Below are 6722 nucleotides of genomic sequence, written 5' to 3' on the forward strand. Positions count from 1 at the left end.
GGCACCCGCGTCCCGGAGATCAGTGGCGCGGGCGCTACAAGTCGCTCTGCCTGCACGACCCGGTCTGGTACGACCACCTGCCGTACATCAAGTTCCCCGAGAACTGGCCCGTCTTCGCCCCGAAGGACAAGGTCGGCGACTGGCTTGAGTCCTACGTGAAGGTCATGGAGGTGCCGTACTGGTCGAACACGACCGCGACCTCAGCGGCCTTCGACGACGCATCCGGCACCTGGTCCGTCGAGATCGAACGCGACGGAGCCCCACTGACCCTGCATCCGACCCAGCTGGTCTTCGCGACGGGCATGTCGGGCAAGCCGAACGTGCCGGTCTTCCCCGGCCAGGACGTGTTCCGCGGCGAGCAGCAGCACTCGTCCCAGCATCCCGGCCCCGACGCCTACAGCGGCAGGAAGGTCGTCGTGATCGGGAGCAACAACTCGGCCTTCGACATCTGCGGGGCGCTGTGGGAGCACGGCGCGGACGTGACCATGGTGCAGCGCTCCTCGACGCACATCGTCAAGAGCGACACCCTGATGGACATCGGTCTCGGCGACCTGTACTCCGAGCGCGCTCTCGCCGCCGGCGTCACCACCGAGAAGGCCGACCTCATCTTCGCGTCGCTGCCCTACCGGATCATGCACGAGTTCCAGATCCCGCTGTACGACAAGATGCGCGAGCGCGACAAGGACTTCTACGACCGGATGACGGCGGCCGGATTCGACCTCGACTGGGGAGACGACGGCTCAGGCCTGTTCCTGAAGTACCTGCGGCGCGGCTCCGGTTACTACATCGACGTGGGCTCCGCCGAGCTGGTGGCCGACGGTGAGGTCAAGCTCGCGCACGGGGACGTCGACCATCTCACCGAGGATGCCGTGGTGCTGAAGAATGGCACCGTGCTCCCGGCGGATCTGGTCGTCTACGCCACCGGCTACGGCTCGATGAACGGCTGGGTGGCAGACCTCATCAGCCAGGAGGTCGCCGACACCGTGGGCAAGTGCTGGGGGCTCGGCTCGGACACGACCAAGGATCCCGGCCCCTGGGAGGGCGAGCAGCGCAACATGTGGAAGCCCACGCAGCAGCCGAACCTCTGGTTCCACGGCGGCAATCTGCACCAGTCGCGGCACTACTCGCTGTACCTGGCGCTGCAGTTGAAGGCCAGGCACGCCGGCATCGACACCCCGGTGTACGGCCTGCAGCAGGTGCACCACCTGCGCTGAAGACCCGGATGGGCCCCGCTCCTCCGTGGAGCGGGGCCCATCCGTACCAGTGATCCCGCGGGGTCTGCACAGCCCCCGCGGGGATCCGGCTCAGGCCGGGACGACGACGTCCTCGCGGACGCGGCGCGTCGCCTCGACGATGTTGCGCAGCGAGGCGACGGTCTCGTCGTAGCCGCGGGTCTTCAGACCGCAGTCCGGGTTGACCCAGAGCTGACGCAGCGGCAACTCGTCGACCGCGCGGCGCAGCAGCGACTCGATCTCGTCGACGCTCGGCACGCGCGGCGAGTGGATGTCGTAGACGCCCGGGCCCACGCCGTGGTCGAAGCCGTACTCGGCGATGTCGGCGACGACCTCCATGCGGCTGCGAGCGGCCTCGATCGAGGTGACGTCGGCGTCCAGCGCGCGGATCGCATCGATCACGACGCCGAACTCCGAGTAGCAGAGGTGCGTGTGCACCTGAGTGGCCGCCGCAGCGCCGCCGGTGGCCAGGCGGAAGGAGTTCACGGACCAGTCCAGGTAGGCGGGCTGGTCGGCCTTCTTCAGCGGCAGCAGCTCCCGGAGGGCCGGCTCGTCGACCTGGATGATCGCGATGCCCGCGGCCTCGAGGTCGGTGATCTCGTCACGCAGTGCGAGAGCGACCTGGTTGGCGGTCTCCCCGAGCGGCTGGTCGTCGCGCACGAACGACCAGGCCAGGATCGTGACGGGACCGGTGAGCATGCCCTTGACGTGCTTGGCGCTCAGCGACTGGGCGTACGACGCCCAGGAGACGGTGATCGGCGCCGGACGCGACACGTCGCCCCACAGGATCGACGGGCGCGTGGCGCGCGAGCCGTAGGACTGCACCCAGCCGTTCTCGGTCACCGCGAAGCCGTCCAGGTTCTCGGCGAAGTACTGCACCATGTCGTTGCGCTCGGCCTCGCCGTGCACGAGCACGTCCAGCCCCAGGTCCTCCTGCAGCGCGACCACGCGGTCGATCTCCGCCTTCAGGAACGCCTCGTAGTCGTCCTGGGGCACCTCGCCGCGGCCGAACTGCGCGCGGGCGCGACGGATGTCGGCGGTCTGCGGGAATGAGCCGATGGTGGTCAGCGGCAGCGCGGGCAGGTCCAGCGCCAGCTGGGCGGCCTCCCGGTCCGCGTAGGAGTCGCGGGAGAAGTCGGCCTCCGAGAGGGCGCGGGCGCGCACGGCGCCGTCACGCACGCCGGGGGCGTCGCGCCGGTCGGCGAGGGCTGCGGATGCCGCGTCCAGCTCCTCCGCGATCGCCTCGCGGCCCTCGGCGAGGCCGCGGGCGAGGGCGACGACCTGTCCGACCTTCTGGTCGGCGAAGGCGAGCCACGACACCAGGCGCGCGTCGAGCTTGGACTCGTCCTGCACGTCGTGCGGCACGTGCAGCAGCGAGGTGGAGGTGGATGCCGAGACGGATGCCGCGCCGAGCTCGCGCAGCGCCTCGAGCTTGGCGAAGGCGCCTGCCAGGTCGCCGCGCCAGATGTTGTGGCCGTCGATCACGCCGCCCACGATCGTCTTGCCCGCGAGGTCGGGCAGGGATGCCGGAACGGCACCGCGCACGAGGTCGATGGCGATCGCCTCGACGGGCGCCGCGGCGAGCACGGCGAGCGTCTCGTCGAGCGATGCGTAGGGAGCCGCCACGAGGATCGACGGACGCTCCGTCGAGCCGCCGAGAGCCGCGAGCGCGCGCTGCGCGGCATCCGCCAGCTGGGCGGTCGTGGCCGGCAGCGACTCGCTGACCAGTGCCGGCTCGTCGAGCTGCACCCACTCGGCGCCGGCGGCCTTCAGCCTGGCGAGCAGCTCGGCGTACACGGCGACGACGTCGTCCAGGCGCGAGAGCGGGTCGAAGCCCTCGGGCGCGGCATCCGACGCCTTGGCCAGCGCGAGCAGCGTGACCGGGCCGACGATGACCGGGCGGGTGCGGTAGCCCGCCTCGGCCGCCTCGACGACCTCGCGGACCAGCCGGTCGCTGGAGAACGAGAACACGGTCTCCGGGCCGATCTCCGGCACCAGGTAGTGGTAGTTCGAGTCGAACCACTTGGTCATCTCGGCGGGGGCGCGGTCGCCCTCGCCACGGGCGACGGTGAAGTAGGCGGGCAGGCCGATGCTGCCGTCCTCGTCGCGCAGGTCCTCGAAGCGGGCCGGGATGGCGCCGACGGTGACGGCGGCGTCGAGCACCTGGTCGTAGAAGGACGAGGACTCCGGGATCGACGAGTCATCGCGGCCGAGTCCGAGCTCGGCGAGGCGCTCGCGGTTCGCGGCGCGCAGCTCTGCGGCGGCGGTCTCGAGCTGCTTCTCGTCGATGCGCCCTGCCCAGAACGCCTCGACGGCCTTCTTCAGCTCGCGGCGGCGTCCGATCCGGGGGTAGCCGAGGATCGTCCCGGCGGGGAAAGCGGTCATGGTGTTTCCTTTACTTCGTGGCTGGCGAAAGACATCGGTCGGCCAGGATGCCGGCCTGGGCGAGGACGTCCAGCACGGTCTCGTGCTGGTTGAAGGCGTAGAGATGCACACCCGGCGCGCCGCCCGCGACGACCTCCCGGGCGAGATCGGATGCCCAGTCGATGCCGATCTGGCGGCGTCCCTCCGCGGTGGGCTCGACCTCGAGCGCGATCGACAGCTCACCGGGCAGCTCCTCCCCGGTGAGCTCGAGCACGCGGGCGAGACGGCTCGGCGAGGTGATCGGCATGATGCCGGGCAGGATGGGGATCGTCACGCCCGCACGCCGCGCGCGCTCGACGAAGGCGAGGTAGTGGTCGGGGTGGAAGAACAGCTGCGTGATGGCGAGCGTGGCGCCCGCCGCCTGCTTCGCGAGCAGCGCGTCGACGTGCTGGCTGCTGTAGGCGGACCGCGGATGCCCGTTGGGGAACGCCGCCACGGCGATGTTCACCCTGCGGCGCGGAGCGACGCGCACGGCACCCGGGTTCCCGGGCACGGGCGACTCCTCGTAGGGCGCCCGCTCGGCCTGCACCCGGTCGATCAGCTGCACCAGCTGCGCGGAGCTCTCCAGGTCGCCGAGGAACGACTCGCCCTCGCCCAGACCCGCAGGCGGGTCGCCGCGCAGCGCGAGGAAGCTGAGGATGCCGGCATCCAGGAACTCGCGGATGAGCCGGGCCGCTCCCGCGTAGGTGTTGCCGACGCAGGTGAGGTGCGCGAGCGGCTCGACGTCGGTGCGGGTGCGGATGTAGCGCAGCACCTCCAGGGACCGCCCGCCGGTCGATCCCCCTGCGCCGTAGGTGACCGACAGGAAGTCGGGACCGGCCTCGGCCAACCGGTCGATCGTGTCGTGCAGCGCCTGCGCACTGGCGGTGGATCGCGGCGGGTACAGCTCGAAGGAGAACGGCACGCGACTCACGGCTGTCTCCTCACTGTTCCGGACGGGGCTGTTCCAGCACGGTAGAACGGCGACGCGGCCAGGTGCACACTGTGTGACGCCATGTGTCAGCGCCGGACACATGACGTCATCTGGATAGGCTCGAGCCATGACTCTGCCCTACGGTTCCTGGCCCTCGCCGTTCTCCGCCGCCGATGTCTCCTCGTCCGCGCCGCGGATCGACGGAGCGCGCTTCGTGGGCGAGGAGATCTGGTGGGGCGAGTCGGTGCCCTCGCAGGGCGGACGGGTCACCGTGCGCAGCTCCTCCGGCGCCGAGATCCTTCCCGAGCCGTGGAACGCGCGCTCCCGCGTGCACGAGTACGGCGGCGGGGCGTGGACCGCGGATGCCGACGGCACCCTGTACTTCGTGAACGCGGGCGACCAGTGCGTGTACCGGATGCCGCGCGGCGGCGTCCCCGAGCCGCTGACAGCGCCCGGCCCGCAGCACGGCGGACTGTCGCTGCAGCAGGGACGGCTGTTCGCCGTGCGCGAGGATCTGCGCGGCGAGCAGCACTGGCGCGGCATCGCGGAGATCCCGACGGACGGATCGGCCGCCGACGACGACTCCCCCGCCTGGGTGTCCACGTACGGCTCGGGGTTCTACGCCCACCCGTCCCTGTCGCCGGACGGCACCCGCCTGGCGTACACGGAATGGACCGAGCAGCGCATGCCGTGGGAGACCGCGCGGATCGCCGTCACGCGCCTCGCCTCCGGATCGCTCACGCCGGTTCCCGCCCGCGCCGCTCTGCAGCCCGAGTGGCTCACCGACGACGAGCTGCTGTACGCCGACGACGCCACCGGACGGTGGAACCTGCACGTCGCGCGGCTCGGCGCGGACACGCCGCCGCCCGCGCCGACGCCGCCCGCCACGACGGAGCCGTACGTCCTGGCCGATGCCGACACCGGCGGCGGACTGTGGGTGCTCGGCAACCGCTGGTACGGCGTCCTGGACGACCGGCGGATCGTCGCGGTGCGCACGAACGGCGCCGACGACGTCGTCCTGATCGACCCGGAGTCGGGCGAGGTCCGCCCGATCGACGTCCCCGTGACCGGCGAGGCGAGCATCGACGACGTGTCTGGTTCCCGGGTGCTGATCTCGGGCGCGGGCGCCGGCGTGGACCGCGGGCTGTGGCGCGTGGACCTGGAGTCCGGCGAGACGACGGCGATCCGCGGGGGCGACCCGGTCGACTCCAGGTGGTTCCCGGTGGCCCGCCCGGTCACGTTCGAGGGCGCGCACGGCCCCGTGCACGCCTTCGACTACCGCCCGACGAACCCGGATGCGGCCGCCCCGGCGGACGAGCGGCCCCCGTACATCGTCATGGTGCACGGCGGGCCCACCGCGCACGTCTCGGGTGCGGCATCCGCGGCCTACGCCTACTGGACCAGCCGCGGCATCGGCGTGCTCGACGTGAACTACGGCGGCTCCACCGGCTACGGCCGCGCCTACCGCGAGCGGCTGGACGGGCAGTGGGGCGTGGTCGACGTGGACGACGTGATCGCCGCGGCGCGCGGGCTCGCCGATGCCGGGCTCGCCGACCCTGCCCGCATCGCGATCAAGGGCGGCTCCGCCGGCGGCTGGACGGTGCTCTGCGCGCTGGTCCGCGGAGGCGCGTTCGGCGCGGGCATCAGCCGGTACGGCGTCGCGGACCTGCGGATGCTGGCATCCGACACCCACGACTTCGAGAAGTTCTACCTGAACGGCCTGGTCGGCCCGCTCCCCGAGACCGAGGACGTGTACATCGAGCGGTCGCCGCTCAGCCATGCGGAGCGCATCGACGTCCCCGTTCTGCTGCTGCAGGGAGCGGATGACAAGGTCGTGCCGCCCTCGCAGTCCGAGGCGATCCGCGACGCCCTGGCGGCGCGCGGCATCCCGCACGAGTACCTGCTGTTCGAGGGCGAGGGGCACGGCTTCCGCCGGGCGGAGACCATCGTCACGGCGCTGGAGGCGGAGCTGCGGTTCCTCGGCGAGACGTTCGGATTCTCGCCGGCCTGAGCGCAGCATCCGCACCTCGGCCCTGGGACCTTCCCTGAGGCCCTGAGCCCGTCGAAGCGGCTAGCGTGATGGTCAGTGTCAGGGTGACAGTGCCGCTTCGCGGTGGTTGGATCCTGATCACCTGGTGTCTGGCTCTTAGCGT

General features: G+C 71.4%; 4 protein-coding genes. 2 read left to right on the top strand and 2 right to left on the bottom strand.

The annotated features are described in order from the left end of the window. Positions 1-1214: NAD(P)/FAD-dependent oxidoreductase (locus tag BGN97_RS03245; RefSeq protein ID WP_292697996.1), on the top strand; the 1214-nt coding region annotated here is incomplete at its 5' end. Between the two features lie 90 nt (positions 1215-1304). Here the strand turns inward: BGN97_RS03245 and metE are convergent. Together metE and BGN97_RS03255 are read right to left on the bottom strand one after the other, a co-directional pair. After that, complete coding sequence (metE, locus tag BGN97_RS03250; RefSeq protein ID WP_292697998.1) at positions 1305-3617, bottom strand: 5-methyltetrahydropteroyltriglutamate--homocysteine S-methyltransferase; 2313 nt, start codon at positions 3615-3617, stop codon at positions 1305-1307. A gap of 10 nt (positions 3618-3627) precedes the next feature. Beyond that, a complete protein-coding gene (locus BGN97_RS03255; protein ID WP_292698000.1) occupies positions 3628-4569 on the bottom strand; it encodes a methylenetetrahydrofolate reductase in 942 nt (313 codons plus the stop codon). 127 nt (positions 4570-4696) lie between these two features. On the opposite strand from BGN97_RS03255, the gene BGN97_RS03260 reads away from it, so the two are divergent. Beyond that, positions 4697-6580 carry a prolyl oligopeptidase family serine peptidase gene (locus BGN97_RS03260; RefSeq protein WP_292698002.1) on the top strand — a complete coding sequence of 628 codons (1884 nt, stop codon included), beginning with the start codon at positions 4697-4699 and terminating at the stop codon, positions 6578-6580. The last annotated feature ends 142 nt before the right edge of the window (positions 6581-6722 follow it).

Source organism: Microbacterium sp. 69-10 (assembly GCF_001897945.1).
Taxonomy (GTDB): Bacteria; Actinomycetota; Actinomycetes; order Actinomycetales; family Microbacteriaceae; genus Microbacterium.

Coding starts and splice junctions, on each gene's coding strand:
- metE (WP_292697998.1), bottom strand. CDS start 3,617: ATGACCGCTTTCCCCGCCGGGACGATCCTCGGCTACCCCCGGATCGGA.
- BGN97_RS03260 (WP_292698002.1), top strand. CDS start 4,697: ATGACTCTGCCCTACGGTTCCTGGCCCTCGCCGTTCTCCGCCGCCGAT.